This window comes from Diaphorobacter aerolatus, assembly GCF_014489535.1.
In the GTDB taxonomy this organism is placed as follows: Bacteria; Pseudomonadota; Gammaproteobacteria; order Burkholderiales; family Burkholderiaceae_C; genus Diaphorobacter_A; species Diaphorobacter_A aerolatus.
The window spans coordinates 2,224,566-2,250,545 of record NZ_CP060783.1; the positions used below are offsets into that span (position 1 = coordinate 2,224,566).

Sequence of the window (25,980 nt, forward strand, 5' to 3'; positions counted from 1 at the left end):
CACTACCCAGCCTCGCTAAAAGCGGGCAGCCCCCAGTTCTCATTCCTGGCTGACCGCACAGCACTGCGCAGCCAAGGTATCGGCATCGCAACAGAAGAGTCGATGCCATGCTCGCAATCCATGTATCCCGGCGTCTGGTCGGTGCCGGCCTGCTGGCCGCAGCCCTGGCCAGCGGCTGCGCGACCACCACCGCGCCGCTCACGCCCGACGCCATCGAGGCAGCCGCGCCCGTACTCGAGCCTGAGGCGCCCCAATTCATTCCGGTCGTCCGCTATGGCCGCTACACCCTCGTCGAGCTGGCACCGATGGCGGCACAGCGCGACCTGCTGTTGCAGACCGTCGATGTCTCCATGCCGGAGGACGCCCGCACCACGGTCGGTGACGGGCTGCGGCATGTGCTCAAACGCAGCGGCTACCAGCTTTGCGAGACGACGCATGCCGTGATCGAGTTGTACGCGCTGCCGCTGCCGGCCGCGCACCTGCATCTGGGCCCCATGAGCCTGCGCGATGCACTGCTGATCCTGGCCGGGCCGGCCTGGGAACTGCACGCGGATGACCGCACGCGCCAAGTCTGCTTCGAGGGGGGCGCAGGCGACGCCAGGGTCGCACCAGGTGCCGAACCGTTTGCCGCCGAGACGGTGCAGAGCTTCCCTCTCGCGGGAGGCCAGCCATGAACACCGCCCCACAATCTTCCCGGCGCACGACTGCCGCCGTGGTCGTGCAAAGCCTGCTCTGGCTTTGGCTGGCCTGCCTCAGCGTTTTCGTGTTCCTGGGCTTTCAGGCGATGAACGACCTGGCCGACCGGGAGCGGGTCGATTCGGATCTGCAGCGCCTCGAAGCGCAGGTGGCCGGTCTGACCGAGAGCATGCAGCAGCGGCCAGCGGCCGCGACGGCGGCAGGACTGCAAGACACCCGCCAGGCTCTGGAAGACCGCATGGCGCAGGTCGAGCAGACCCTGAGCGGCCACGCCGCCACGGACGATCTTCAGGCGCTGCGCGCGGAGGTCGAGCAGATCAAGGCGCGTCAGGCGACAGCCCGTGCCGCTACGCCTGCGCAGTCGCGATCGCCAAGCAGGCCCGCCGCTTCCAAACCCGAGCCGCTCCCGCTGCCGTTCCGCGTGGTAGGCGCCGAACTGCGCGCCGGCCAGCGCAGCGTGTCCGTTGCGCCAGCGACCGGCGCTTTCACCGCCGACCAGCTTCAGGTGCTGCTGCCGGGCGATACCGTCGGCCCCTGGCGCGTGCAGGCCATCGAGGGGAACACCGCCGTGTTCCGGGCCGGCGAGCAGATCCGCCGCTTAGCGATTCCCTGAGGAGGCCATGCGATGAAACGCCACCCCATCCTCATCGTGTCGCTGCTCGCGGCGCTTCACCTGCCGGCGGCTGCACAGCAGACGCGCCAGCAAGCTTCCAACATCCAGCCGCCTCGCACCAGCCAGACCCAGATCGAGCACAGCCGCGATGGAAGGCTGGCGAAGGAATGGGGCCTGCGCGACGACGAGTTCGCCCGCTACCGCGAACTGATGGAGGGGCCGCTCGGCATCTATTCGCCCAACCTGGACCCGCTTTCCGCGCTGGGCGTCGAGGCCCGCTCGGATGAAGAGCGGCGGCGCTACGCGCAATTGCAGGTGCAGGCCGAAGCGCGCCGCGTCGAGAAGCTGCTCGCGTACCAGCGCGCCTATGACGAGGCCTGGCTGCGCCTGAACCCCGGTATGCAGCGCGTGAACCTGCCTGACGACAAGCCCGGCGCAGGCGCCGTGCGCGGCAGTGGCCGCACAGCCGTTTTCGTCAAAGACGGCTGCGCGCCTTGCGGGCAGCTCGTGCAGCGCCTGCAAACCTCGGGTGCCGAGCTCGACTTGTACATGGTCGGCAGCCGCCAGGACGATGCGCGCATCCGCGACTGGGCCAAACGTGCGCAGATCGACCCGGCACGGGTGCGCAGCGGCAGCATCACGCTCAACCACGACGGCGGCCGTTGGCTGTCGCTGGGCCTGCCTGGCGACCTGCCGGCGGTCGTGCGTGAGGTGAACGGCCAATGGCAGCGTCAGCCCTGATCGTTGTGTCTGTCTCGTGGAGACTGCGCGCGCTGCTGCTCATGATCGGCCTGTACGTCGGCGCCGTCCATGCCCAGGAGATTCCGCCGCCGGCCTACCAGCTCGCCGCACAGCGCGCCGGCATCCCTTCAACCGTGCTCTACGCCGTGGCCCTGCAGGAGAGCGGGATTCGGCGCAGCGGCCGCGTCGTCCCATGGCCGTGGTCCATCAACGTCGCCGGCGAGTCGCGCCGCTTCGCCACCCGGGCCGAAGCCTGCACCGGCCTGCAGCAGGCGATGCGCTCCATCCCGCACACACGCATCGACGCAGGCCTGGGGCAGATCAACCTCGGTTACCAGAAGCACCGTTTCACCAGCCCGTGCGAGTTGCTCGACCCGTACCGCAACCTCGCCATCGCCGCCGACATCCTCCGCGAACAGCACACGCCCGGCGAGGACTGGCTGCAGGCGATCGGCCGCTACCACCGCCCGCAGGGGGCGAGCCCGCCGCGCGGTATCGGCACAGCGTATCCCGGCACCTCGCCCGCGTGCAGGGCACGCGCCCAGCCGTCACGGCGCTTGCCCAGCGCCAGGAGACTTCACGATGAAGAATTCCCATCCAGCCAATCTCACGTTGAGGGGCCTGCTCATGCTGCTGGCGGCTCTGCCGTTGGTCACGAACGCCGCCGAGCCGCTGATCGTGGTGGAAGACCGTGGCGGCACCTCGGCGCTGCCGTACTACGATGCGCTTAACCTTCAACCGCGCGGCAACAGCGCGGCACGGCCTCCCATCCCGACGCCCAAGATTCCCGCAACACCTGCTGACGAGGCTGCGATGCTGCCGGTGCGCAGTGCCAAGCTCACGCCCGGCACGGTGTCGCGGCGGGTCATCGAGGCACCGGGCCTGCGGCCTTTTGTGGTCGTTGGCGACGACGAGGTTTCCCAGGCCTGGTTGCACCGTCATGCGGCTTCGCTGCGCGGGCGTGGCGCGGTCGGCCTGGTGGTCAACGTCGAGACGGCGCAGGCCCTGGCGCGCCTGCGTGCGCTAGCGCCCGGCGTGCCACTGGCACCCGCGACCGGCGACGACCTGGCCGAGCGCCTGGGCCTACGTCACTACCCGGTGCTGATCACGGCGACCGGCATCGAGCAATGAAGCCATGTCGGGGAAACAACCGGTTGAGGTTCTGCTACGCCCCGCGGTGGAGCTATACACCGTGGCGGCATGTGCGGGCGCCGCGTTTCTGTCCCTGGTGGCCCCGTGGTCGCTCGCGTTGAGTCCGGCGATGGGCGTCGGCAGCGCCTTGGCGTTCAGTGCCTACGGCGCGATCCGCTACCGCGATGCCCGCGTGATCCTGCGCTACCGGCGCAACATCCGCCGCCTGCCACGTTACGTGATGACCAGCCGCGACGTGCCGGTCAGCCAGCAGCGCCTGTTTATCGGGCGCGGCTTCTTGTGGGAGCAGAAGCACACCCATAGGTTGACGCAGACTTATCGGCCCGAATTCCGGCGCTACGTCGAGCCGACGCCGGCCTATCGGCTCGCGCGGCGCCTGGAAGAGCGGCTGGAGTTCGCGCCGTTTCCGCTTTCGCACCTACCGAAGCTCACGGGCTGGGATCTGGCTTTCAATCCCGTGCGTCCCTTGCCGCCCGTGGGCGGGCTGCCGCGGCTGCACGGCATCGAGCCCGAGGAAGTGGACGTCGGCCTGCCCCTGGGCGAGCGCGTCGGGCATTCGCTGGTGCTGGGCACGACGCGGGTGGGTAAGACCCGCTTGGCCGAGCTCTTCATCACCCAGGACATTCGCCGCAGGAACGCCGCAGGCGAACACGAGGTCGTGATCGTCTTCGATCCCAAGGGCGATGCCGACCTGCTCAAGCGCATGTACGTGGAGGCCAAGCGTGCAGGCCGCGAGAGCGAGTTCTACATCTTCCATCTGGGGTGGCCGGAGATTTCTGCCCGCTACAACGCCGTGGGGCGCTTTGGTCGGATCAGCGAGGTTGCCACCCGTATCGCGGGCCAGCTTTCCGGCGAAGGCAACAGCGCGGCCTTCCGCGAGTTCGCCTGGCGCTTCGTGAACATCATCGCGCGCGCCCTGGTGGAACTGGGACAGCGGCCGGACTACATGCTGATCCAGCGCCACGTCATCAACATCGATGCGCTGTTTATCGAGTATGCGCAGCACTACTTCGCGAAGACCGAGCCCAAGGCCTGGGAGGTCATCGTCCAGCTCGAGGCGCGCATCAACGACAAGAACATCCCGCGCAACATGATCGGGCGCGAGAAGCGCGTGGTGGCACTGGAGCAGTACCTCTCCCAGGCGCGCAACTACGACCCGGTGCTGGACGGCCTGCGCTCGGCCGTCCGGTACGACAAGACCTACTTCGACAAGATCGTCGCATCGTTGCTGCCGCTGCTGGAAAAACTCACCAGCGGCAAGATCGCGCAACTCCTGGCGCCGAACTATTCCGACCTGGCCGACCCCCGCCCGATCTTCGATTGGATGCAGGTGATCAGAAAGCGCGCCGTGGTCTATGTGGGGCTGGATGCGCTGTCTGACGCCGAGGTCTCCGCAGCAGTCGGGAACTCCATGTTCTCCGATCTGGTGTCGGTCGCAGGGCACATCTACAAGCACGGGATCGACGACGGTCTGCCAAACGTGTCGACATCGGCATCCGCGGACGCCCGGGTGCCGATCAACGTTCATGCGGATGAATTCAACGAACTCATGGGCGACGAGTTCATCCCGATGATCAATAAAGGCGGCGGCGCCGGCATCCAGGTCACCGCCTACACGCAGACGCTTTCCGACATCGAAGCTCGCATCGGCAATCGCGCGAAGGCCGGTCAGGTGATCGGCAACTTCAACAACCTGTTCATGCTCCGAGTCCGGGAGACGGCCACCGCCGAGCTGCTGACCCGGCAACTGCCCAAGGTCGAGGTCTATACCACCACCATCGTTTCTGGGGCGACCGACAGCTCGGACATCCGTGGCGCAACAGACTTCACATCAAACACCCAGGACCGCATCAGCATGTCCAGCGTACCGATGATCGAGCCACCGCACATCGTCGGCCTGCCCAAGGGACAGTGTTTTGCGCTCCTGCAGGGCGGGCAGCTCTGGAAGATCAGGATGCCGCTGCCCGCGCCCGATCCAGATGAAGTGATGCCGCGGGACTTGCAGCAACTCGCCGGCTACATGCGCCAGAGCTACACCGATGCGACCCAATGGTGGGTGTTCACCAGTTCCCCTGCGTTGCAGGATGCGGCTTTGCCCGACGATCTGCTTGATGGAGTAGCCACTGGCGAGCCTGCCACCGCCTCCCGCGCGGGTGACACGGCCGGTAACGAGGCTGCACCATGAGTGATGCCGCCGCCACCGCACAGCGGGAACAGAACGAGCGCCAGGGCCTGATCATTGGTGCCATCACATTGCCGTTCCGGCTGCTCGGGGTGTTGATCGGCTCGCTGCTGTTCTCGATCGTGGTGGAGTGCGTGGGCATGCACCTGTTCTGGAAGGATCAGGGCTGGCGGCACTCCCAGCAAATGCTGCAGTACGAGTTGGGGCACCTGTCCAACCACTTCACGCGCAGCGTCGTGGTCCAGGAGCCGGGGCGCACGGCGCACGAGCTGGTGGATACCGGGTACGAATGGGTGTTCGTGCGCTCGGGATTGCTGGAGCGGATGAGCCAGACCGCCGAACGCGCTCGCGCGCCCAGTCAAGGGCCCACACGGAACTTCCGGTACTTCATCAGTCAAGTCTATGTCTGGACCGAGAGCTATCTGATCGCCGCGGCCTTCACGACACTGACCTTCCTCGTGCGGCTGCTGGTGCTGGCTCTCACGCTGCCGCTGATCTTCACGGCGGCCTTTGTCGGTTTGATCGATGGCCTGGTGCGGCGTGACGTGCGCCGCTTCGGCGCGGGCCGGGAATCCGGCTTCATCTACCACCGCGCGAAAGCGAGCTTGATGCCGCTGGCCGTGCTGCCTTGGGTCACATACCTGGCGCTGCCAATCTCGGTGCATCCGCTGGTGATTCTGTTGCCCAGCGCAGCGTTGCTGGGGCTGGCGGTGAGCCTGACGGCGGGGAGCTTCAAGAAGTACCTGTGAGATTGGTATCCGAGGTCTGTTCGAGAGCGGTAGGGGACGCGTTGAGTGCCTCACCCAAATGCAGTCGCAACAACTTTGTAAGTCGCGGGCGCGCATTTTCGGACACTATCTGCTGGGCAGCTTCCAAAAATGGGGGCACTCCTGTGGAAAAGGTGCCTCTTTCCCCGCTTCCGAGCAAAGGATTCTTGATCTCTTTTCGATAGAAGTGGACGAACGTGCCGAAGTTCTTTCTCGTCAGCGCAAGAATTGTGTCGTACGCTTCTTTGACACTTGCTTCATTGATGGTGTCTGTATCACTGGGGTCCCAGCCTCCTGTCGCCACTTGTAGGACAGCATCAAGGAGAGAGGATCTGGCCGAAAGCCGGCGATTACCTTCCATGAGGGCTTCTTTGATAACTGTGTGAAAGTCGTCCAGTGGCATCAGTTGGCTGAGCCAACGACTTGGTGAACCGCTCCAACGCTCTGTGTTTGGAGAGAATAAACTCGTAAAACCTACAAATAACTCGTAAAAATTTTAATGAGCGTTAGAATATAGTCGTAAATAAGGCTCCAGCATCCATGCGGGTTTGAATCGCCCCGGATTCCCTAGACACTGTTGAGCCGTTGGGAATGCCGTCTTTCGAACTCTACCGGAGAGATATCTCCGGCGGTGCCATGACGCCTTTTCGGGTTGTAAAACATCTCGATGTAGTTGAAGACATCAGCCCTGGCCTCATCGCGCGTCGAGTAAATCTGGCGACGAATACGCTCGCGCTTGAGCAACTGGAAGAAGCTCTCAGCCACCGCGTTATCGTGACAATTGCCGCGACGACTCATGCTGGAGACAAGGTTGTGATCACGCAGAAAGTCCTGCCAGTCATGGCCAGTAAACTGACTGCCCTGATCCGAATGCACCATGACAGGCAGCTTGGGCCTGCGACGCCACAAGGCCATCAACAGTGCATCGAGCACCAAGCCAGTATTGATGCGGCTGCCCATAGACCAGCCAACAACCTGACGTGAGAACAGGTCAACCACCACCGCCAGATACAACCAACCTTCATGGGTGCGGATGTATGTGATGTCAGTCACCCAAGCTTGGTTGGGCTCGGCGGCTGCGAAGCGGCGCTGCAGGTGATTGGGAGCGACGATGGCAGGTTTGCCCCCGCGCATGCCCGCACGGCGTTTGTAGCCCGTCTGTGAACGCAGCCCCTCGATTTTGAGCAGTCGCGCCACGCGATGCTTGCCACAGCGCTCGCCCAAATCACGCATGTCCATGGTCAGCTTGCGATAGCCATAGACGCCGCCACTCTCGAGCCAGGCGTGCTTGAGAAGGCCGAGCAGACGTTGATCGTCCTTTGCACGAAGACTCATTGGCTCCACCTTCCAGGCGTAGTAGCCGCTGGGGTGTACGGCCATGGCCTTGCACAGTCGGCGAATGCTGTACTCGCCTTCATGGCGCTTGATGAATGCGTACTTCACCCGGACTGCTTGGCAAAGTACGCTGCGGCCTTTTTTAGGATGTCGCGCTCCTCGGTGACACGTTTGAGCTCGGCCTTCAGTCGTCGCAATTCCTCGGTTTGCGACACCTGTGCCTGCCGATCATGGGCAGGCGTTCGTTGAGCCTTGATCCATTGATAAAGGCTGTGCTGACTCACCCCCAGCCGAGCAGAAACATCGGCCACCTTATGGCCGCGCTCAGTGATCTGCTTGACCGCTTCGGTCTTGAATTCTTGGGGATATCTTTGCTTACTCATGGCACCTCCTATTGGGCCTTAGATTTGAGGCTCAGAGGTGTCTAGAAAACCCGGGGCGATTCAATGGTGACCGCCTGATGTTCCGCAGAGCAGTGAGCAACCTGCTGTCCAACGCCTTGCGCCATGCGTCGGATGCAGGCGAAGTCACGATCAGCATCTCAATCACAGTGCACGCCACCTCCGTATCGGTGGAAAACACGGGCCAGGACATCGACCCAAGAATCCTGCCCCGTCTGTTTGATCGCTTCTACCGTGCCGACCCCTCGCGCGCCCATACGGACACAGACGGTAGCGGCTTGGGGTTGGCAATCACCCGCGCCATTGTGCACGCGCATGGCGGGGGCGTCGAGGCAGCATCTTCTCGTGGACGAACACGTTTCACATTGATGTTCCCCATGGGGACATGAAACCGTGTCCTTACTTGTCCAATCTTCTCATTTTGCACTATGGGCGACTGCTACCGAATAGCGAAAAATTGCAGACTGTGGTTGAGTCAACGGGATTTCTCTCCTAACGTAGCCTCGTGTTGACTAAACACACTTCGGGTGAGTAAGTGGGCTTAGCCACGGTACATTTCAAGACGGGATTTTCGTTGTTCTGGGCTTTCGTTCAGAAATTCGTCCGTTACTTGCTTGCGCGTCTTGTTCGATGCGTGCGATGTGTCTTTAACGGGGTAGTTTTGGCTGCGGAACGTTTCCGTACCACCGTTCTTCACGAATTCAACTGCTTCGGCCTGAACTTGTGCGCGCGTCTTGTCGCTCTTGAAGTGTTCAGGATAGACAACGTATCCCTTCTCCGTATTTGTCGAATGAATGTAGCTGTTTGCGAAAGCGCTGTTCATTGTTGTCAGCGACAGCGCCGCGAAAGCCATGGACAACAGGATGGAAGTGCGAGTCTTTTGCATGATTCATGTGCCTTTCAGTTGGTTTGAAATCACCTCGATGCGGTTGCTTTCGAGATGGGTCTATTGTTGAAAAGTCACGGTGACGAAAGCCACACAGGAAGATGACATTCATGCAATGCAGTTCGCAATGAGGGCGAGAAGAAAAAAGCCATGACTTGTGAGGTCATGGCTTTGGGGAGGCATCGTCAGGCTACTGATGCTTCATTCGGAAGTTCCTCTTCCGAGGGGTCATTTCGATGGATCAATCGATACAGCAACGGAAGCACCAGCAGAGTTAGTACGGTAGACGAAAGAATCCCACCGATCACGACGGTGGCCAACGGTCGTTGGACTTCGGCACCGGTTCCAGTGGCGATGGCCATTGGCACGAAGCCCAAGGACGCTACCAACGCTGTCATCAACACTGGGCGCAGGCGCGAGAGCGCACCCGTGTGCACGGCATCGGGCACGGCCATTCCCGTTTCGCGCAATGCTCGAATGGATGAAATCATTACCAGACCATTGAGTACCGCGACGCCCGACAGCGCAATGAATCCAATGGCTGCTGAGATCGATAACGGAATGTCTCGCAGCCACAGTGCCAGAATACCGCCGGTGAGGGCGAACGGAATTCCTGTGAACACGATCAGTCCGTCGCGCACATTGCCAAACATTGCGAAGAGCAACATGAAGACCAACAGCAATGCGACAGGAACCACAATCTGCAATCGTTGTTGTGCTGACTGCATGTTCTCGAAAGTGCCACCCCATCGAGTCCAATACCCACTGGGCATTTGAATGGAATCCAGATCACGTTGGGCCTGCTCCACAAACGAGCCAATATCGCGGCCTCGAACGTTGGCGCTGACAACAATTCGCCGCTTTCCATCTTCTCGGCTTACCTGATTCGGGCCTGGTGATAGCTCGAACGAGGCAACTGAAGAGAGTGGCACAAACCCTTGTCTGCTTCCGCCCTGTTGAGGCAATCCAATGGGAAGACGCTCAAGTGAAGCAAGGTCATTGCGCACCGCTTCTGGCAGACGCACTTGAATGTCAAAGCGTCGATCTCCTACAAAGACAGTCCCTGCTTCCTGGCCTCCGATTGCGGTTGCAATAGTCTGCTGCACGTCACCCATGTTGAGACCGTAGCGGGAGGCCTTCTCGCGGTCGACTTGCACGGTAAGCATGGGCAGACCGGTGGTCTGCTCCACTTTGACCTCTGAAGAGCCAGGAACCTTCTGCAGCATTGTCGCGATGGATTGCGCTGTACGCTCCAGTACCTGCATGTCGTCACCAAACACCTTCACGGCCACATCGCTGCGGACACCAGAAATCAGTTCATTGAATCGCAACTGAATTGGCTGAGAGAACTCGTAGTTGCTTCCTGGAATGCTGTCGGCAACCTCTTGTACTGCCGCCAACAAGTCCTCGCGACTGCGACTGGGATCAGGCCACTTTTCGCGTGGCTTGAGCATGATGTAGCCATCGGAAATGTTTGGAGGCATTGGGTCGGATGCGATTTCCGCTGTACCGGTTCGCGCAAATACTCGCTCGACCTCCGGAAACTTTTCCTTGATGGTGCTCTCCAGTCGCATCTGCATCTCGAGCGATTGGGTCAGGCTAGTACCGGGAACACGTAGAGCCTGAATCGCGAAGTCGCCTTCATTGAGATTGGGTGCGAACTCGCTTCCCATACGAGATGCCAGCAGCAGACTGAGCACCACTGCAATAATTGATGTCGCAATCACAACCACGGGCATACGCATCACGTTCGAGAGCAAAGGCTCGTAGGCCTTCCGCGCCCACGTCATCAGGCGGTTTTCCTTCTCGGCAACGCGCTTGCCGATGAACAACGCAATAGCTGCAGGAATGAAGGTGATGGACAGAATCATCGCACCAGCAAGAGCCAACACGACGGTGAGCGCCATCGGGTGGAACATCTTGCCCTCGACTCCCGTCAGTGCAAAGATGGGCAGATAGACGACCATGATGATGAGTTGCCCGAACAGCAATGGCCTGCGCGATTCCTTGGCTGCTGCAAACACCTCATGAAAGCGTTCACTGCGCGTGAGCAAGCGGCCCTTGAGCTCCTGAGCATGTGCCAGACGACGGACGCAGTTCTCCACAATGACCACCGCACCGTCGATGATGATGCCGAAGTCAAGGGCTCCAAGACTCATGAGATTTGCACTGATCTTGTACTGCACCATGCCAGTGAAGGTGAACAGCATCGATAAGGGAATGATGAGTGCGGTGATCAGAGCAGCGCGGATGTTGCCAAGAAACAAGAATAGAACCACGACAACAAGCGCCGCGCCTTCCACCAGGTTTTTCTTCACAGTCGCAATAGCCTTTTCCACAAGCGTGGTGCGGTCGTAGACCGTCACGATCTTCACCCCTTCAGGGATGTTCTTGCGGATGGAGTCCATGCGCTCGTCGACCGCTTTGGAAACTTTGCGACTGTTTTCACCAATCAGCATGAAGACGGTTCCCAGAACCACTTCGCGACCGTTGTCTGTGGCCGCGCCCGTGCGAAGTTCACGTCCCAGCTCCACATTTGCGAGGTCACGAATGCGAACGGGTTGGCCTTGGGCGGTCCCAACAATCACCTCTTTGAGGTCGTCAATGCCATTCACCTGGCCCGGAGCGCGAATGAGGTATTGCTCGCCTTCGCGTTCAATATATCCAGCACCAACATTGGTGTTGTTGTTCTGCAGCGCAGTAACCAGCTTGTCCATCGAAATGCCGTAGGACGCGAGCTTGTCCAGGCTTGGCGCAATGAGGTATTCCTTCGAGAAGCCACCAATCGAATTGATTTCTGTGACCCCAGGCACATTGCGCAACTGTGGCTTGATAACCCAATCCTGGATCTCACGCAAATCCATCGGCGTGTACGGTGTGCCGTCCTCTTTTTTGGCTCCTTCTTCTGCCTCAACAGTCCAGAGGTAGATTTCACCCAAGCCCGTAGAAATCGGCCCCATGTTCGGAGAAATTCCCGTGGGCAGCTTCTCCCGCGCTTCCTGAATGCGTTCGTTGACGAGCTGACGGGCAAAGTAAACGTCGGTCCCGTCTTTGAAGATGACAGTGACCTGGGACAGACCGTAGCGGGACATAGAGCGGGTCTGCTCCAAATTCGGAAGACCCGCCATTACGGTTTCAATGGGATAGGTGATGCGCTGCTCGGTCTCAAGGGGCGAGTAGCCAGGAGCCTGCGTGTTGATTTGCACCTGAACATTGGTGATATCCGGTACGGCATCGATAGAAAGACGCTGATAACTGAACACGCCAAGGGCGGCCATGGCAAAAGCTGCCACGAGTACAAGCCAGCGTTGCTCGATGGCAAAGCGGATGATTCGCTCAAACATGTGAACTCCAGATCAGTGCGCGTGCTCGGCAGATGCCTTGCCTTGCTCGGCCTTCAACATGAAGGAGCCATCTTTGACATAGTCCTGTCCGGGCTTCAGACCAGAAGTGACTTCGGTGGTTTTACCGTCCGATCGACCCAACTGCACGACTTGAGCCTTGTAACCACCTTCAACCGGAACAAACACTACGCTCTCCTTGCCGTCTGGTCGTTGGATGGCTTTTGTTTCGACTGCAATAGGTACCTGCGACTCTTCGGCCAATACCTTCACTTCTACGAACAGACCAGGTCTCCACACTCCCTGTGGATTGGCGAGCGCCACACGAGCGGGAGCTGTCCGTGTCTGCTCACCAATCAGAGTGCCTACATAAGCAATCTTGCCTTCTGCGGACGAGTCAAAGGCTGTGGCACGCACAGTGACCGGTGAGCCGATGCGGACGTAAGGCAACTGCGGTGCAGATACATTCATCTCTGCCCAAACTGCACTCAAGTCAGACACCGTGAACGAGGCCGTGCTTTCAGATACGGATTCGCCTACAGTCAAATGTTTTTCGACAACGATACCTGCCACGGGCGAGCGCAGTTCATATCGACTTGCTCCGCCAGAGCCCGCCCCAATGGCCGAGAGCTTCTGAGAAGCGTTGGCTACGGCAATTTCCGCTTCTTGCAACGCTTGACGAGCCTGCAAATAGTCTTGCTCTGCAGAAATTTTCTCTTCCCAGAGCTGCTTTTCTCGCTGATAAGAATTCTTTGCCAGTGCCAGACGTTTCTGCGCTGTTTGCAATTCACTGCGTTGATCCGAAACGGACGGACTTTGAATCACAGCCAAAAGCTGGCCTTTTGCCACTTGCTCGCCCAACCGGGCATGAACCGATGCGACTACACCCGACACACGTGGAACAACGTGGGCCGTACGGTCTTCGTCAAACCGAATCTCTCCTGGAAGGACCACCTCTCTCCGAACAGACGCGACGCCCGCTTTGGAGAGCGTCACTCCTACCATCTTTGATTGAGCGTCACTTAGCTTGATGAGTCCTTCTTCTTCATGCCCTTCCTTGGGCTGTTTCTGCGTGTTGGTCACGGCTTCAGCCTTCTTGCCCTGTTCGTCGTGGTGCTCCTTGTCGGCATGCCCATCAGATTCCTTATGCGCATCCTTCTTCACACCTTCTTCGTCATGATGTTCTCCATCCTTGTGTGATTGCGCGTCGGCATGGCTTGTTGCGGTCGGAGTTTGAGCCGAGGTAGAAGTGGTGGCGGAAGGACGAAGAATGAGCGCCCCCCAACCATTCCACAAGCCAAAATCACTGCAACAGCTATCCAGTGTTTGCGAGCGGAGAGAGATGATTCGAATTGAGTTTTGTCTGACATGTTCAAATTCCATTGGTGGCAGGGTTCGCAAATGAGACCCCAGGAGTCGATCGATTTCCGCACGAGCTGTATGCGATGCCATGAGTTGATCAAGTAGCTGGCGTTGGCCTTCAAACAGCGTGCGTTGAGCATCAAGGACATCCAAGAAACTGAATTTCCCTAGCGAGAAGCCGCGCACGGCAACTTCATAGGCCGATTGAGAAGTGGGAATGACTTGGCTCTTCAGCAGTGAAACCTGTTGGTTGCTGCTGAGCAATTTTTGACGTGCGGCGAACACTTGTGACTGAATCAGAAGCCTTTGCTCTTGCAGCTTCTGTTCGGCTTGGTCAACCCGCTTTATCGCTTGCAACTGGTTGCCTGCATTGCGATCGAAAAGTGGTAAGGGGATGCTCACCCCGAAAACGATCTGGTTGCGTCCGACTTCGCTGGCGCGCTTGACCCCCAGGCTCACAGTGGGATCCTGTACTCTCTTGGCACGCTCCAATTCCGAAATCGCTCTGCTTTGGTCGACAACGCGTCGGGCCAAAACAATGGATGGCGACTCTTCTATCGATGTCTCGATTTGGTCGGCTGTGGGAGCTTCCGCCATTGCGGAGAAGTCTCCTACGGCCTCTCCAATCTCTGAAGCGTTGCCTCCCAAAGAGACGCAAGATTTTGCTGCGTAACCACAATCGACGACTTCGACTGCTGCAGCTCCAAGTCTGCATTGGCTTGAGCGACTTGAGCGCGACTGGCTTCGAGTGGGGGAACCTTACCCGCTTGAACACGCTTTTGGGCGGCATCAGTCGCCAGACTAGCCAGTTCATAGGTCTTCAAGGCAAACTGAACTCTCTGCTGGGCAAGCAGAAGTTCATTGAAGTAGCTCACAAGCTGAAACCTCAACATTGCCTGAGTCTCGAATACAGTGGCGTTGGCAGATGCCTTCTCGCTCTCTGCAATCCGCATTCGCGCCTCTCGTTTGCCTCCCAATTCGATGAGCTGATTCATTTGCATCGTAGTGGTACGAGAACTGGAGCGCGTATCTTCCTGGCTGAAAGACAGTTCGGGATTTGGACGAACTTTGCTTTGCAGTATTGCCCCTCAGTTGAAGCAACGCCATATCTGGCTGCCTGCAAACCGGGGTTGGCCGCCAACGCCTTGTCCCACGCCATCGACAATGTCGTAGATGCGCTCGATTGCAACGCTGGTGCCTTCTTGGAAACAACGACCTCCGGCGTTGCAATTGCATCGGTTTGCGCGCGAGCGGAAAATGAACACGCAAGCAACATTCCAAAGAGTAGGAAATTGGCTTTCCGATACGACGAACGTGCCCCGGTGGGACCACGCGATGGGGTAGGCATGAGTGCTTCTCCTGATTTCCTGGTTTGGTGCACAACCTCCAGCCCGCTTTTAAAACTGCGAGATGTCCAGACGAAGCAAACAACAACTGCACAGGTAACTGCGCAAGAGGAGCGCAACCTGCACATGTGTTGACCTTCGCAAGGAATGGCTCAATGTGCGATTGCACAAACTTTAGAAATTGGCAATGAACACAATGCCAACTGGAAGATTACAAATTTGTAATCTTCCAATTTCATGCAAATCCGAGAAAATGCAATGCATGAGACTGCTGCTAATTGAAGATGAAGCCAAATTAGGCGAGTACCTCCGAAAAGGACTTGCAGAGGAAGGCTATACCGTCGACGTTGCAACCAATGGCATTGACGGACTGCATTTGGCGATGGAGTTGGAATATGACCTCATCGTGCTTGATGGCATGTTGCCTGGAATTGACGGTTTTGCCGTGCTTGCAGCGTTGCGGCAGTCAAAGGTCGTTCCCGTTTTGATGCTCACTGCACGATCAGATGTTGAAGATCGCGTGCGCGGACTGCAGAGCGGTGCGGATGACTACATGATCAAGCCATTTGCATTCTCTGAACTCGTTGCTCGTATACAAGTGTTGATGCGAAGAGCGCAGACACATCAGGCATCGCCAGAACCCACGTTGCTCAAAATATCGGACTTGGAGGTCGATCTGGTACGCCGCAAGGCGGTGCGAGGCGGTGTTCGTTTGGATTTGACGGCCAAGGAGTTCAATCTGTTGGCACTGCTTTTACGTCGGCAAGGTGAGGTGCTATCTCGGACAGAGCTGGCTTCTCAAGTTTGGGACATGAACTTCGACAGTGAAACGAATGTGGTTGAAGTGGCTGTAAGACGATTGCGCATGAAAGTGGACCAACCATTTGACTTCCCGCTGATTCACACAGTGCGCGGAATGGGCTATGTGCTGGAGAGTCGAGCACAACCATGAGTCTCCCTAAGGACGTTCCGCATCTTGGACGACGGCTCTCCCGTTGGATGGCGTTGCTATCACTGCTTGGGTTAGGCGCTGTAGGAACGGTGGTGTATCTTGTTTTTGACACCACGCTCTCGGCCAGACAACGTGAAATGCTGGACCAGAAGCAGCAGGCGTTGGTTCACGTCCTGGCTGATGACAACGTGGAACACAAAGACAAGTCCTTGGATCACATGTTGACGGACTTTTTGGCAGGGCATTCAGATTACGCCATCAGAATTGTCGATGCAAGTGGTGCCAATCTGTTTGACAGTCGCATCCCCGGTCTGAGCCGTGAACACACGCTGGAGCGTACTTTCCCCGTGAAAATCGCTTCGCTCAAATCTGACCATATGCACGACGCAGTAGCAACATTGGTCATGGATCGACGCCCCGATGATGTTTTGCTGAGAGCACTGGGGTGGACGTTGTTTATTTCAATGATTGCAGGCTCAACGCTTCTGTCATTTTTCGGTGGGCTGCTGGTTCGGGGAAGTTTGCGTCCCATCCAATCATTGGTCACACAAATCAGTGAGCTGTCGGCCAAAGATTTTGAGCGCCGTCTCGATGGCAGTGGTCTGCCTCAAGAATTACTGCCAATCGTCACGCAATTCAATGCATTGCTCGATCGGCTGGCAGATGCGTACAGACAGTTGGAATCATTCAACGCAGATGTCGCGCATGAATTGAACACGCCACTTGCAACTTTGATTTCAAGCTCGGAAGTGGTGCTGCGAAAGCCACGTCCCGTTGAAGAAATGCGCGAGGTGCTGGAGTCCAATCTCGAAGACTTACGTCGCATTGCTGGAATTGTGGGTGACATGCTGTTCCTCTCTCGCGCCGATAGAGGCGTAGGAGCAAGAGAAACAAAAATGTGTAGCCTCGCTACGGTAGCGAATGAAGTCGTTGAGTTCTATGAGGCAGTTGCTTTGGATGCTGATTTGACGATTGAAGTTCGTGGAGATGCGCAAGCTCAAATTGATGCGCCATTGATACGTCGGGCCGTGTCAAATCTCCTCAGTAACGCGACTCGTTATGCAACAGGCGGCTCTAACGTTGTCATTCAAATTGCCGAGAGTTCTCGAAATGCGCACACCGAAGCGATCCTATCGGTGACGAATGTAGGCGTTGACATCGAGCAGCATCATTTGCGGCATCTCTTCGACCGGTTTTATCGTGCTGACTCCTCTCGGCACAACGTAGACCGAAATCACGGGCTGGGTTTAGCCATCGTGAAAGGCATTGCAAAGATGCATGGCGGAACCGTTTTTGCCCAATCTGAGGGCGGAACCACTACATTCGGTTTGATTCTGCCCCAAGTGTCGCCCGATGAACCATCGGCCACCTGATCGCACTCATTAGCTCATCGTCGAGCCCTATGATCGTGGACTGATCATGTATTGAGCTGAGCTGCCCCGAGTTTGCCATATCGGAAGTTTGCCAGCGCGCCATCTGCATCGCAGATGCTCAGATTCGTAGTGAAATTTTTTTCTAGTCAAAGTTCCATTTCAGCCGATGTCCAAAGATGACAAAAATATCATTTTTGTGCCGAGATTCTGTCGGGATTGAGTCAATACGATAGGCCCTGGACAGTAACTCGAAAGAGTTGCTGAAGTTCAACCAAACCTACATCCGACACGCCGTGTCGCGCAGGGTACTGAAACTAGGAGCGCGTCGATGAGTTTTTTCAAAAAAATGTTGAGCGGTGGTCATCATGGTGGTCATAACTCTGGCCATGGTTCCCATTCATACGGGAACGACTACCGAAACGACGATTCGGTGATGCGTCGCAGCGCTGGCATCTCTTGCAAAAACTGTGGTGCCTCAGTTCAGCAAGGCGCTCGGTTTTGTCAGCAATGTGGAACTTCAGTGGTCCCGACCGTATGCGCTCAGTGTCAAACACCGTTGCAGCCAGGAGCAAAATTTTGCAACCAATGTGGCACCGCATCCAAGTAACCGGCAATGCGTGCATCGACTCCCAGCGAAATGCAATTTCGGGGACGTTGATTCCAAAATTGCTTTGAGAAAGCGATGTCTCGTGGCACTGTGAACATCGGCCACCCCATGGATTCGTTGGAATTTGCGAATCCATGGGGTGGCCGATGTTCGCGTTTTGATCAATTTTCGCGTTAAAAAGCTTGATGACCAATGTCTCCATCGCCTGTGTCGAGAGTAATTTCATCTCGCAACAATTGGCAATCGATGATCATTCAATGCATGCTTTCGAGTACCTGGATTGCATCGAGGTCCATGTGATGTCGCCCATTCAGACGGTGTCTTGAGGTTGTCCTGGCACCTCTCCAACCATCTATTGAGGTCGAAAAGCGGAGCGGATTTCATTGCACAAATGTCATCTTCCAGTGTGCGATTTGTTAGGGTGATTTTTTAACAATGGATTCATCTCGAAAGCACCTGCATCGAGCTGATTTAAACCACCATTGAAAGGAAACTCACCATGCGAACAATCCGCACCTCCAAATTCGTCGCTTTGGCACTGGCCGCCACATCCTTCGTCGCCGCAGGTGGCGCTTTGGCCAATGGCTACGTGCATCCGGAAAACTCGGAGAAGGGCTACAAAGTAGTGCCGGAACATTTCAAAAGTGATAAGAGCCGCTAACACGACCTGAATTGCAGCTCGAATCGCCAGTAGAATTCGCGCCTTCATGGCCCGTCGTCCCGTAAGCAAAGAGCTGTGGCAGAAGCTGCAGCCATTGATCCCACCATTCATCCCGTCCAGCAAGGGAGGTCCTCGCACTCGCGCCGTCAGCGACAAGGCCGCCTTCGAAGGAATCATTTTTGTTCTGAGATCAGGCATCCCTTGGGAGGACCTGCCTCAGTCTATGGGCTACGGCAGCGGCATGACGTGCTGGAGACGTTTGCGTGAGTGGCAAGCAGCCGGTGTGTGGCAGCAATTGCATCTGGCAATGCTGGAGCATCTGCGCGAATACGATCAGATCGATTGGGGCCGGGCGAGCATTGATGGCTCATCGGTTCCAAGCCCCCGGGGGGCCGGAAACAGGCCCCAACCCCACAGATAGAGGCAAACTCGGCTCCAAAAGACATATCGTCGTAGATGCTCGAGGTGTGCCCCTTGTGGTCTTGGTAAGTGGAGCGAATCGGCATGACTCGATGCTCTTCGAGAAGTGTCTGGATGCACTGCCAGCCGTCAAAGGACTGAGCGGCAGACCGCGTCGGCGACCTGGCAAACTGCATGCAGACAAGGGGTACGACTACCAACGATGCAGGGACTATCTGAAGCGGCGGGGCATCACCAGTCGCATTGCGCGAAAAGGCATTGAAAGCAGCAAGCGGCTGGGCAAACACCGCTGGGTCGTGGAACGCACGCATGGCTGGTTTGCGGGCTTTGGCAAACTGCGAATCCGATTCGAGCGTCAACTGGCCACGCATCAAGCGCTCTTGTCTTTGGCTGCTGCGATCATCTGCTCATGGTTTGTGGATTGGTTGTGTTAGATGGTATGGAAGCCTCCCTCCCGAGAGGCTTGTGCTTTGCGCCAATCAGGGCCAGTGTGTGAAGTCTTACTGCACAGGAGACTGTCATGGACCATACAGTTATTGCGGTTGACACCGCCAAGAAGGTATTCCAGTTGCACTGGGTGGATCACAGCACCGGTAGCATCGAACGGCTGCAGCTCAAGCGAACGCGTATGCTCGAGTGGTTTACTCTCCGCGAGCCATCACTCGTAGTGATGGAGGCCTGCGGCGGCGCGCATGAGTGGGCTCGCGCTCTGGCGCAACTCGGGCACGAAGTGCGTCTGATCTCCCCGCGCAAGGTCCGTCCGTTCGTTCAGCGCAACAAGACCGATGCCGCGGATGCACAGGCGATCTGGACGGCGTGCCAGCAACCGGGCATGCGCTTTGTACCAGTGAAGACTCAAGCGCAGCAGGTTGTGTTGTCGCTGCATCGGATTCGGGCGCAGCTCATGAAGAGCCGAATCATGCAAACCAACGAACTACGAGGCATTCTCTATGAGTTCGGCCTTGTGCTGCCAGAAGGCCATCGCGCGCTGCTCAAAGCAATGCCAGATGCGCTTGTTGATGCAGCCCAGCGCCTGCCAGCGATCTTGATGGAGAGTCTGAACGAGCAAATGCGCCGCATTGCCCAACTGAGCCAGGATATCGATCAGATCGAACACAGGCTTGCCCAGCAACTGCGTGAGTCCCCGAATTGCCAGAGCGTTGCTCAGATACCCGGCATTGGCCTGCTTACCGCAACCGCAGTTGTTGCCAGCATGGGTAGTCCAGATGCGTTCAAGGATGCCAGAGAATTCTCTGCGTGGATCGGATTGGTGCCACGCCAAAGCGGCACGGGCGGTCGAGTTCGGCAAATGGGCATCAGCAAACGTGGGGACGCATATCTGCGAACGCTGCTAATGCATGCGGCAAGATCTGTTGTGCTCAGAAGCCACGAAGCATCCACCTGGCCGTGGCTGCAAACGTTGCTCAAGCGTAGGCCCTACAACGTAGTGGTTGCGGCTGTTGCCAACAAGCTGGCCAGGACCATCTGGGCCGTGCTTGCCAAGGGACAGGCGTGGAACGCGCAAGCTTGGCAGGGCGCGCACTGAAAAGCACGAAGAATTGATTATGAATCTGACGTTTTTGAAGGAGAGCAAGCGACCCCAAATGTGTGATGGGCCAGACAGGTCGGACCGAGATGAGGACACTCCGATTAGAGCCAAGAGCATCTAGCTCGAGTGTTAGATGGGAGCCTCATCAGCGAATGCCATCAGGGCCAGCAGGCAACCAGCCTGCACAACAGGCCGGATATAAGACTGCAGCCCTGCCTCCTGATTCTTCACGCACAAAGGTTACTTGTAATCCGGGAGGCTTCCATATAAGCGGCTCTAAGTCTCGCGCGCAAGTTCAAGCCGAGGCAGCTGATTTTGTGAAGAAGGGTGGAATGGATTCATTCAAGAGCAATAACTATTCTCCCGCAGAGTCATCTGGTGCATCGTCGAAAACTCGGGAACAGGTGCAGAACGAGTATCTCAACGAAACACCTGAACAGCGCAAGGACCGTATGGAGCTGTATCGCGGTCGGATGTTCTGATCACCGTGGTCTCGTGCATTTGCTGAGCAGAGGGAATCTTCTGAAGCATCGGCAAGCGTTTAAACCTCGTGGGAAGCGTCGAGCATGACGCTTCCCGTCGACATCGAGCACACGTTGCGTCATCTCAGCCACTTTTGTGGTGCTCACTCTGAACTTCATGACCACGAATGTTTTGCAAAGTCTGTTTGCGCTCAGTGGCAAGCCAACGGCGCTTCATATCGGAGTTGGAGTTTGGTTGGCAACCGTATGCAATCTGCCATTGTGGATCGCGCTCGGAAAAATCGTCGATACATCAAGCCTCGGTGGAACTGCATTCATTTTTGCGTTTTGCGTTGCGATTGCCGCAGCCAACACAGCCTTGCTTAGCCTTTTCGCATTCGGTCCGTGGCGTAGATTGGTGCTCTCTGCGTTCATTGTGATCGCAGCATTGTCAAGCCATTTCATGCTGACGTACGGCGTTGTCATTGACACAGGAATGGCAACCAATACGATCCAAACCGACATCAAAGAAGTTCAAGATCTTCTGAATCTGAGATTGTTCGTTACCGTGCTTTTGTTGGCTGGCCCACCGCTGTGGTGGATCTGGCGGACGAAGACCTCGAGCCGAAAATTTGGGCAAGTTCTAGTCTGGCATATCGGAACAGTGATTGGCTCAATGATGCTTGTTGTATCGATCACCTTCATGGCATTTCAGCCGTTGGCATCTACCATGCGGGATCACACCAAAATTCGATATCTGATCAATCCGTTTAACTCGTTGTACGCGTTCGGAAAATCGATAAAGGGTTCGCAGAGTCTCAGCGCTTCAGAGTTGTTACCAGTGGGACAAGACGCTCGAGTATCAGTGGCAGATCAGCGCAATGAAGATCCTGTATTGTTTCTCATCGTGGGAGAGACGGCGCGAGCAGCGAGCTTTCCAGCCTACGGCTACGAAAGGCCCACAACGCCCCGATTGTCGGGAAGAGATGACATCTTCTACGCCGCAAACGCGTGGTCATGCGGAACTAGTACCGCTGAATCGTTGCCATGCATGTTTTCACCTCTAGGCAGAACTGAGTTCTTGTCCAGAAGTCAGGATACCGAGAACTTGCTTGAGGTTTTGCAGCGTGCAGGCCTTGCCGTGCTTTGGTTGGACAACCAGTCAGGATGCAAAGGTATTTGCAAAAGAGTCCCAACCGCCGTACCGAGCGCCTCGCCTGAGCATTCCAGTTGTGCTCAATTGGAGACATGCCAAGACACGATCATGCTTTCGGGAATCGCTGAGAGAATCAAGTCACTGCCAGCAGAATCGAGGAAGCGTGGAACTGTCGTTGTGCTCCACCAAATGGGTAGTCACGGCCCTGCCTACTACCGGCGGTCAAGTCCCGAGCGCAAGGTGTTTATGCCTGAATGCACAAGCTCGGCACTTCAATCTTGCAAACAGGGTGAAGTCAAAAATGCATACGACAACAGCATTGTTGAGACTGACTATTTTCTCTCGCAATCAATCCAGTGGTTGTCTGACAATTCAGGCTCAAGTGCCACTGCAATGTTGTACGTCTCCGACCACGGAGAATCACTTGGTGAAGGCAATTTGTACTTGCATGGGTTGCCGTACGCGCTTGCGCCTGATGAGCAAAAGAAAATTCCGTGGATATTCTGGATGTCTGCCCCCATGACTACTCAACTTGGCATATCGCCAAAGTGCCTCCAAAAGGAAATGAAAGAGAAGAGCATTAGCCATGACAACTACTTTCATACAGTTCTCGGCGTCATGGGTGTTCAGACCAGCATCTACAACCCAACTTTTGATGTATTGAGTAGTTGTCGACGTTGAGATCAATACGTCATTTCTTGTCCAAATCCAGCCCTTGTTCTCTCGATTTCGAGAAAGCGATTCAGAGACTCAAGGATCAATCCGACCTATCCAGGTAAAACCATGTCAACAAAAACAAGCCTCGATATCCCTGTTCTCTTGCCGCAAGGTATCGAAATTCAAGATGTTCTCGTCAAGCGATTGCTTGAGGAATTATCCGGAAAAGAGGGCGTCAATAGTGCTCACGTGAAGCCTGGCGTGGGAGGGCAAGCACCTCAGCTGTGCATCCACTTTGACCCTGAGGTTCAAAGTCTTGCACGCATCCGTGAAATTGCTCAAGCCGCTGGTATTTATGTCACTGAAAGGTTTGGACATCAGCTATGGCAAACGGACGGCATTAACAATGCTCGCCGGGCGCGAACAGTTGCAGACTCACTGCTCCTGCTCCAGGGCGTGATTGATGCGGACGCAAACGTCAATGGATTAGTGCATGTTGACTTTGACCGACAGCTGACGAACGAGTCCACCATCCTCAATGCATTGTCAGGTATGGGCGTCGTTGTGGAGAAGCGCAATCAAGCGGACGCTGAACATGGTCAACCGGGGCACAAACATCAGGGCGATGAAAGCGGTGACCATAAGCACGAGCATGGAGGATTTTTCGGGGCCAACACCGAGATGATTTTTGCCTTGATCTGCGGCGCGCTTCTGCTGATCGGGGTGATGCTCCCAAAGCTGATGCAAGGTGTTCCTGGTTGGCTCCCACTTGCGTGCTTTGTATTTGCCTATTTCTTTGGCGGGTTCTACACACTGCGAGAGGCGATCGACAACATCAAGCTCAAGCGCTTCGAAATCGACACCTTGATGCTAGTTGCCGCTGCAGGAGCAGCTGCACTGGGCTCATGGGCTGAAGGCGCGTTACTGCTGTTCCTCTTCAGCTTGGGACATGCGCTTGAACACTTTGCAATGGGCAGAGCCAAGCGTGCGATTGAAGCGCTTGCTGAGCTAGCACCCGACAGAGCGACTGTTCGGAGAGACGGAAGCACTTTTGACGTTGCCGTAGAAGACTTACTAGTCGGTGATGTGGTCATTGTTCGACCCAACGAACGGCTTCCAGCGGACGGGTTCATCGTCAAAGGAAGCTCGGCAATCAATCAAGCGCCCGTCACCGGGGAAAGTATTCCTGTAGACAAGCGCCCCGTCGAAAACCTCGGGCTTGCCCGATCCAAACCGGACAGCATTGACTCTGCATCCAGAGTCTTTACCGGGACAATCAACGGCGCTGGGGGCATCGAAATTGAAGTCACCCGCAAGTCCTCCGATTCGGCACTTGCTCGTGTCGTCAAAATGGTCAGCGAAGCGGAGACACGGAAGTCCCCAACTCAGCGATTCACGGACAAGTTCGAACGCATTTTTGTTCCTGCGGTTTTGGCCCTTGCCTTTCTGTTGCTCTTTGCGTGGGTAGTAGTGGACGAGCCATTTCGAGATAGCTTCTATCGCGCCATGGCGGTCCTTGTTGCCGCGAGTCCATGTGCGCTGGCCATCGCCACGCCTAGTGCGGTTCTTTCCGGAATTGGACGTGCTGCGCGAGCGGGCGTGCTTATCAAGGGAGGTGCTCCGCTGGAAGAGTTGGGCTCGCTCAACGCCATGGCCTTTGACAAAACAGGCACGCTGACTGAAGGTCGACCACGCATCACAGATGTTGTTCCAACCGATGGCACTACGGAGAAAGAGCTACTGACAGCGGCTGTGGCAGTTGAATCGCTCAGCGATCATCCACTTGCGTCAGCCATCGCTCGCGACGGATTGGAACGCCTTGGCGGAACTGCCCCGGTTGCCGCAGAAGGGCTGAGCAACCTGATCGGTCGCGGTGTCACCGCAACGCTGAATGGCGAGACTGTATGGATCGGGAAGGCAGAAATGTTTGGGGTGGACGGTATTCCCGAATTGGGTGCCGAAGTTCGTGAAAGCATTGCCAAGTTACGCGACGTTGGTCGTACTACGATGGTTGTGCGTAAAGGGGCACGCGACTTGGGAGCCATCGGTTTGTTGGATACCCCTAGAGAAGGGGCAAAGGAGGCCTTGCAACAACTTCGTGATTTAGGTATCAGCCGGATGATCATGATTTCAGGGATCATGAAAAGGTTGCGAACGCGATCGCACAACAAGTCGGTATTGACGAGGCATGGGGCGATCTGATGCCTGAGGACAAGGTTGACGCCATTCAAAAATTGCGTGAAAAGACAAAAGTGGCGATGGTGGGTGATGGCGTCAACGATGCGCCCGCGATGGCCAACTCAACAGTTGGTATCGCCATGGGTGCTGCGGGATCTGACGTTGCACTAGAAACCGCAGACGTGGCACTTATGGCCGATGATCTGAAGCAACTTCCATTCGCGGTGGGACTCAGTCGTCATACTCGATCAATCATTCGTCAGAACGTTTTCGTGAGTCTTGGCATTGTGGCTGTGCTGGTTCCAGCCACGATCATGGGCATGAGCATGGGTGCGGCAGTTGCGGTTCATGAAGGTTCGACAATTTTGGTCGTCTTCAACGCGCTCAGACTGTTGGCTTATCGTAGTCGCGCCGCATGAGTTCGCAGCTTACGTAGGTTCAGCGTGGTTAGGCCGATGACGCTTGAAAACGTTTTCGCGACTATTGTCGAAGCTGAAGCGCGAATTGGCAGAGCGAACGCAACGAACTCGCGTTGAAAAATAGCGGCCTCGGTGCACGCCTTGTGGTCGCTTGGTAGCAATGGCGGAACCATTCGCGACTTTCCAAAAAAGCCTTTGGCCCACATGCACATCGACGACGTCTAGTGGTAGCGGGAACACAAGATTTCTGGAGAGTCGCGCTGAAAATGTTGGAGTTTTTGATGGCATGATCATTCGTTTCTCGCAATGACTCGGGGTGAAAAAGTCTTCGATTCTTTCTATCGTGCCTGTTTGGCGATGCGACGAAACAAGCGTATTACGATGTTGCATGAACCGACATGGATGCTTACCCATCAACGTGTTCAGTGTTCTCTTGTAGTAAATCTGAAGTCGCCACTTTATTAAACGCTTCATGCACAGGGGCTGCGATGTGGTCGGCATGTTCCCGGGGCGTTGAGTGAACGCGATGAAATCGTTCGTTCAAATCGTCAAGGACGCCGTAGCGGGGAGATGCTTGCTGACTTGTGATCAAGGCTTCGCGCCGCAAGTTCAACCGCCCTCCCTGATCGTTTCACAGCAGCGTGTGCGCGTGTCGTGTAGAGGCCAAACCCGGGCCAAAGCACCCAGTAGAACAACGTGATCAGTCCGACTCCAATAAGTTTGAC

General features: G+C 56.6%; 20 protein-coding genes and 3 pseudogenes. 17 read left to right on the top strand and 6 right to left on the bottom strand.

The window, feature by feature from the left end; genetic code table 11:
- The first annotated feature begins 107 nt into the window (after positions 1-107).
- From pilL2 to H9K75_RS10360, 7 genes and pseudogenes are all read left to right on the top strand, one after another.
- Positions 108-674 carry a PFGI-1 class ICE element type IV pilus protein PilL2 gene (pilL2, locus tag H9K75_RS10330; protein ID WP_187725700.1) on the top strand — a complete coding sequence of 189 codons (567 nt, stop codon included), beginning with the start codon at positions 108-110 and terminating at the stop codon, positions 672-674.
- Positions 671-1,309: a hypothetical protein gene (locus H9K75_RS10335; protein WP_187725701.1), complete on the top strand. Its 639-nt coding sequence runs from the start codon at positions 671-673 to the stop codon at positions 1,307-1,309. Before pilL2 ends, H9K75_RS10335 begins: the two co-directional genes overlap by 4 nt.
- A 12-nt stretch (positions 1,310-1,321) precedes the next feature.
- Complete coding sequence (locus H9K75_RS10340; RefSeq protein WP_187725702.1) at positions 1,322-2,050, top strand: TIGR03759 family integrating conjugative element protein; 729 nt, start codon at positions 1,322-1,324, stop codon at positions 2,048-2,050.
- Positions 2,032-2,636, top strand: a pseudogene (locus tag H9K75_RS10345) (transglycosylase SLT domain-containing protein). Before H9K75_RS10340 ends, H9K75_RS10345 begins: the two are co-directional and overlap by 19 nt.
- Complete coding sequence (locus H9K75_RS10350; protein ID WP_187725703.1) at positions 2,633-3,181, top strand: integrating conjugative element protein; 549 nt, start codon at positions 2,633-2,635, stop codon at positions 3,179-3,181. Before H9K75_RS10345 ends, H9K75_RS10350 begins: the two are co-directional and overlap by 4 nt.
- A 4-nt stretch (positions 3,182-3,185) precedes the next feature.
- Positions 3,186-5,387 carry a type IV conjugative transfer system coupling protein TraD gene (gene traD / locus H9K75_RS10355; RefSeq protein WP_187725704.1) on the top strand — a complete coding sequence of 734 codons (2,202 nt, stop codon included), beginning with the start codon at positions 3,186-3,188 and terminating at the stop codon, positions 5,385-5,387.
- Complete coding sequence (locus H9K75_RS10360) at positions 5,384-6,133, top strand: TIGR03747 family integrating conjugative element membrane protein (RefSeq protein WP_187725705.1); 750 nt, start codon at positions 5,384-5,386, stop codon at positions 6,131-6,133. Before traD ends, H9K75_RS10360 begins: the two co-directional genes overlap by 4 nt.
- On the opposite strand, the gene H9K75_RS10365 is transcribed toward H9K75_RS10360, so the two are convergent.
- Both H9K75_RS10365 and H9K75_RS10370 read right to left on the bottom strand, forming a co-directional pair.
- Positions 6,117-6,554, bottom strand: coding sequence for a hypothetical protein (locus tag H9K75_RS10365; protein ID WP_187725706.1), 438 nt, complete (start codon positions 6,552-6,554; stop codon positions 6,117-6,119). The two genes, H9K75_RS10360 and H9K75_RS10365, sit on opposite strands and share 17 nt — an antisense overlap.
- Before the next feature lie 164 nt (positions 6,555-6,718).
- A protein-coding gene (locus tag H9K75_RS10370; RefSeq protein ID WP_187725707.1) for an IS3 family transposase occupies positions 6,719-7,869 on the bottom strand; the annotation gives its coding sequence in 2 pieces (ribosomal slippage) (positions 6,719-7,623 and positions 7,623-7,869; 1,152 coding nt in all).
- A gap of 59 nt (positions 7,870-7,928) precedes the next feature.
- On the opposite strand from H9K75_RS10370, the pseudogene H9K75_RS10375 reads away from it, so the two are divergent.
- Positions 7,929-8,276, top strand: a pseudogene (locus H9K75_RS10375) (ATP-binding protein); the annotation flags it as partial.
- A 152-nt stretch (positions 8,277-8,428) separates the two neighbouring features.
- Here the strand turns inward: H9K75_RS10375 and H9K75_RS10380 are convergent.
- The 4 genes from H9K75_RS10380 to H9K75_RS25490 form a co-directional block, all read right to left on the bottom strand.
- Positions 8,429-8,773: a DUF4148 domain-containing protein gene (locus H9K75_RS10380; protein WP_187725709.1), complete on the bottom strand. Its 345-nt coding sequence runs from the start codon at positions 8,771-8,773 to the stop codon at positions 8,429-8,431.
- A 185-nt stretch (positions 8,774-8,958) separates the two neighbouring features.
- Entirely contained in the window at positions 8,959-12,117 is a 3,159-nt protein-coding gene (locus H9K75_RS10385; protein ID WP_187725710.1) for an efflux RND transporter permease subunit, read from the bottom strand.
- 12 nt (positions 12,118-12,129) lie between these two features.
- Complete coding sequence (locus H9K75_RS10390; RefSeq protein ID WP_319016908.1) at positions 12,130-14,073, bottom strand: efflux RND transporter periplasmic adaptor subunit; 1,944 nt, start codon at positions 14,071-14,073, stop codon at positions 12,130-12,132.
- 14 nt (positions 14,074-14,087) lie between these two features.
- Positions 14,088-14,477 (bottom strand): TolC family protein, encoded by a 390-nt coding sequence (locus tag H9K75_RS25490; RefSeq protein ID WP_187725994.1) that lies wholly within the window; start codon positions 14,475-14,477, stop codon positions 14,088-14,090.
- Positions 14,478-14,606: 129 nt separating this feature from the next.
- On the opposite strand from H9K75_RS25490, the gene H9K75_RS25495 reads away from it, so the two are divergent.
- The 9 genes and pseudogenes from H9K75_RS25495 to H9K75_RS10440 all read left to right on the top strand — a co-directional run bounded on the left by H9K75_RS25495 (position 14,607) and on the right by H9K75_RS10440 (position 25,255).
- Entirely contained in the window at positions 14,607-14,957 is a 351-nt protein-coding gene (locus H9K75_RS25495; RefSeq protein WP_404826421.1) for a hypothetical protein, read from the top strand.
- A gap of 127 nt (positions 14,958-15,084) precedes the next feature.
- Positions 15,085-15,774 (top strand): heavy metal response regulator transcription factor, encoded by a 690-nt coding sequence (locus H9K75_RS10405; RefSeq protein WP_187725711.1) that lies wholly within the window; start codon positions 15,085-15,087, stop codon positions 15,772-15,774.
- Positions 15,771-17,147 carry a heavy metal sensor histidine kinase gene (locus H9K75_RS10410; RefSeq protein ID WP_187725712.1) on the top strand — a complete coding sequence of 459 codons (1,377 nt, stop codon included), beginning with the start codon at positions 15,771-15,773 and terminating at the stop codon, positions 17,145-17,147. Before H9K75_RS10405 ends, H9K75_RS10410 begins: the two co-directional genes overlap by 4 nt.
- A gap of 433 nt (positions 17,148-17,580) precedes the next feature.
- On the top strand, positions 17,581-17,754 hold the full coding sequence (locus tag H9K75_RS23825; protein ID WP_226858713.1) for a zinc ribbon domain-containing protein: 174 nt from the start codon (positions 17,581-17,583) through the stop codon (positions 17,752-17,754).
- Positions 17,755-18,253: 499 nt separating this feature from the next.
- Positions 18,254-18,415: a hypothetical protein gene (locus H9K75_RS10420; protein ID WP_187725714.1), complete on the top strand. Its 162-nt coding sequence runs from the start codon at positions 18,254-18,256 to the stop codon at positions 18,413-18,415.
- A 46-nt stretch (positions 18,416-18,461) separates the two neighbouring features.
- Positions 18,462-19,269, top strand: a protein-coding gene (locus tag H9K75_RS10425) for an IS5 family transposase (RefSeq protein ID WP_187725715.1) whose coding sequence is annotated in 2 segments (ribosomal slippage) — positions 18,462-18,799 and positions 18,798-19,269 — 810 coding nt in all. Because the reading frame shifts where the segments join, the coding sequence is not laid out codon by codon here.
- 86 nt (positions 19,270-19,355) lie between these two features.
- Positions 19,356-20,381, top strand: coding sequence for an IS110 family RNA-guided transposase (locus tag H9K75_RS10430; protein ID WP_187725716.1), 1,026 nt, complete (start codon positions 19,356-19,358; stop codon positions 20,379-20,381).
- Positions 20,382-21,002: 621 nt separating this feature from the next.
- Entirely contained in the window at positions 21,003-22,682 is a 1,680-nt protein-coding gene (locus tag H9K75_RS10435; protein ID WP_226858637.1) for a phosphoethanolamine transferase, read from the top strand.
- Between the two features lie 102 nt (positions 22,683-22,784).
- A pseudogene (locus H9K75_RS10440) lies at positions 22,785-25,255 on the top strand (heavy metal translocating P-type ATPase).
- The last annotated feature ends 725 nt before the right edge of the window (positions 25,256-25,980 follow it).

What these genes read in the sequence shown, in the direction of transcription:
- H9K75_RS10360 (WP_187725705.1), top strand. Translation starts at nt 5,384, where the DNA reads ATGAGTGATGCCGCCGCCACCGCACAGCGGGAACAGAACGAGCGCCAG.
- H9K75_RS10405 (WP_187725711.1), top strand. Translation starts at nt 15,085, where the DNA reads ATGAGACTGCTGCTAATTGAAGATGAAGCCAAATTAGGCGAGTACCTC.
- H9K75_RS10365 (WP_187725706.1), bottom strand. Translation starts at nt 6,554, where the DNA reads ATGCCACTGGACGACTTTCACACAGTTATCAAAGAAGCCCTCATGGAA.
- H9K75_RS10340 (WP_187725702.1), top strand. Translation starts at nt 1,322, where the DNA reads ATGAAACGCCACCCCATCCTCATCGTGTCGCTGCTCGCGGCGCTTCAC.
- H9K75_RS10430 (WP_187725716.1), top strand. Translation starts at nt 19,356, where the DNA reads ATGGACCATACAGTTATTGCGGTTGACACCGCCAAGAAGGTATTCCAG.
- H9K75_RS10420 (WP_187725714.1), top strand. Translation starts at nt 18,254, where the DNA reads ATGCGAACAATCCGCACCTCCAAATTCGTCGCTTTGGCACTGGCCGCC.
- H9K75_RS10380 (WP_187725709.1), bottom strand. Translation starts at nt 8,773, where the DNA reads ATGCAAAAGACTCGCACTTCCATCCTGTTGTCCATGGCTTTCGCGGCG.
- pilL2 (WP_187725700.1), top strand. Translation starts at nt 108, where the DNA reads ATGCTCGCAATCCATGTATCCCGGCGTCTGGTCGGTGCCGGCCTGCTG.
- H9K75_RS10335 (WP_187725701.1), top strand. Translation starts at nt 671, where the DNA reads ATGAACACCGCCCCACAATCTTCCCGGCGCACGACTGCCGCCGTGGTC.
- traD (WP_187725704.1), top strand. Translation starts at nt 3,186, where the DNA reads ATGTCGGGGAAACAACCGGTTGAGGTTCTGCTACGCCCCGCGGTGGAG.
- H9K75_RS10410 (WP_187725712.1), top strand. Translation starts at nt 15,771, where the DNA reads ATGAGTCTCCCTAAGGACGTTCCGCATCTTGGACGACGGCTCTCCCGT.
- H9K75_RS10390 (WP_319016908.1), bottom strand. Translation starts at nt 14,073, where the DNA reads ATGGCGGAAGCTCCCACAGCCGACCAAATCGAGACATCGATAGAAGAG.
- H9K75_RS25490 (WP_187725994.1), bottom strand. Translation starts at nt 14,477, where the DNA reads ATGCAAATGAATCAGCTCATCGAATTGGGAGGCAAACGAGAGGCGCGA.
- H9K75_RS23825 (WP_226858713.1), top strand. Translation starts at nt 17,581, where the DNA reads ATGCGTCGCAGCGCTGGCATCTCTTGCAAAAACTGTGGTGCCTCAGTT.
- H9K75_RS10350 (WP_187725703.1), top strand. Translation starts at nt 2,633, where the DNA reads ATGAAGAATTCCCATCCAGCCAATCTCACGTTGAGGGGCCTGCTCATG.
- H9K75_RS10385 (WP_187725710.1), bottom strand. Translation starts at nt 12,117, where the DNA reads ATGTTTGAGCGAATCATCCGCTTTGCCATCGAGCAACGCTGGCTTGTA.